The 1,371-nt window shown below is 69.4% G+C and carries 2 protein-coding genes; both read right to left on the bottom strand.

What is annotated here, in order from left to right; translation table 11 throughout:
• Positions 1-136 precede the first annotated feature (136 nt).
• Positions 137-766, bottom strand: a complete 630-nt coding sequence (locus K9U41_RS22860; protein ID WP_282643134.1) for a tetratricopeptide repeat protein — start codon at positions 764-766, stop codon at positions 137-139.
• A gap of 263 nt (positions 767-1,029) precedes the next feature.
• Entirely contained in the window at positions 1,030-1,155 is a 126-nt protein-coding gene (gene ykgO / locus K9U41_RS22855) for a type B 50S ribosomal protein L36 (protein WP_012114086.1), read from the bottom strand.
• Positions 1,156-1,371: the final 216 nt, after the last annotated feature.

Genomic DNA, 1,371 nt, shown 5'->3' with positions numbered 1-1,371 from the left:
TCCAAGACCCAGGTAGAGAGGGCCCAGCAGAGCTGGCCCCGGTCGAGACGGCGCTACGCCCGTCCGGCATGGCCGGCCATCGGTGTCAGGCGGTGCTTGAGCGAAACCGGCGGGAGCCCCACCGAGGTCGTCGGGATCAGATACCGCGGCCTTCGACCTTCAGCGACAACTGGCTTTCCATCTCGTCGGCGCCGTCGAGGCGCGGATTGACGGCGCGGGCCTTGCGCAGCGCCTCCAGCGCGCGCTTGTCGTCGCCCAGCTCGCGCATGATGAGGGCGAGGCCGTAGAGCATGGCGAAATGGCGCGGCTCGCGGGCCAGCACCTCGCGGATATCGGCGAGGGCGCCGCCATAATCGTCGCGCATGTAGAGGAGGGTGGCACGCTTGCTGAGGGCGCCCAGGTCGTCAGGCTCGATCTCGATGACCTGGTCAAGGATCTGGAGGGCGAGGTCGAACGCCTTGGCCTCGGCGGCAGCGCCCGCGCGCGCCATGAGCAGATCGACACTGGAACTGCCCGAATCGGAGAACAACTGGTCGAGCCGGTCCGCGATCATCTTGGAGCTGCGGTCGTCCGGCGCCACCTTCAGCGCGGCGAACAGCCCTTCGATCTGGGTGCGCTTGTCCTTAGGAAGGCGCGGGCGCGGGGATGCGGCCTCTCCCGGCGGCACTCCGGCGGACGGCCCCGCCGGCACGCCCGGCAGCGGCACGGGAACCCGCTCTCCCGGCAGCACGGACTGGGCTCCGGCACCGGTGGACAGCGTGACCATGAGGGGAAAACAGAAAAGAAGCGCGACCGGCCGGACGCGCCTCTTCCATCTGCGGGAAGAGCGGATGAAAGGGGCGGGAATGGGCGGCGTGTCCTCGGTCATCCCTGAAGTGTCCGCCCATGCGCGGATCGCGTCAACTCACCCGCCGGCAGGAAGCCGGGCGGGGCAGTCACGATGCGGGGAGACGGCGGGACGACAGAGGCGGAGACAGGAAGCCGGACAAGCGATGGCGCGGGCAAGGAGATGGACGGCCCGCGCGCGGCTCAGCCCTGGCGTGCCTTGTAGCGCTTCTGGGTCTTGTTGATGATGTAGACGCGGCCCTTGCGGCGGACGAGACGGTTGTCCCGGTGGCGCCCGAGCAGCGACTTCAGCGAATTGCGGATCTTCATGACAAACTCTTTCCGGCCGACCGCTGCGCGTTTCCGCGCGGCCCGTTTCGACACCGTGTTGCTGGATCGAGCCGGCGTGATAAGGGGCGGCGGCGCCGATGTCAATGCGGGCGGGCCGCCGGCCGTGTCCCAGTTTGAAGAGAGCGGCCGGTGAACCCTGCTCTCCACCCCGCGCCGACCACCCCCCTCTCCCGCTTGCGGGGGAGGGCTGGGGAG

The sequence above is a fragment of the Xanthobacter autotrophicus genome (assembly GCF_029991245.1).
GTDB lineage: Bacteria > Pseudomonadota > Alphaproteobacteria > Rhizobiales > Xanthobacteraceae > Xanthobacter > Xanthobacter autotrophicus_C.
The sequence above is the reverse complement of the archived record's forward strand: the minus strand, read 5'-3'. Positions and strand labels throughout refer to the sequence as shown.

Bases quoted from the DNA above. Each gene is read 5' to 3' on its own strand.
- ykgO (WP_012114086.1), bottom strand. From the start codon at position 1,155: ATGAAGATCCGCAATTCGCTGAAGTCGCTGCTCGGGCGCCACCGGGAC.
- K9U41_RS22860 (WP_282643134.1), bottom strand. From the start codon at position 766: ATGGTCACGCTGTCCACCGGTGCCGGAGCCCAGTCCGTGCTGCCGGGA.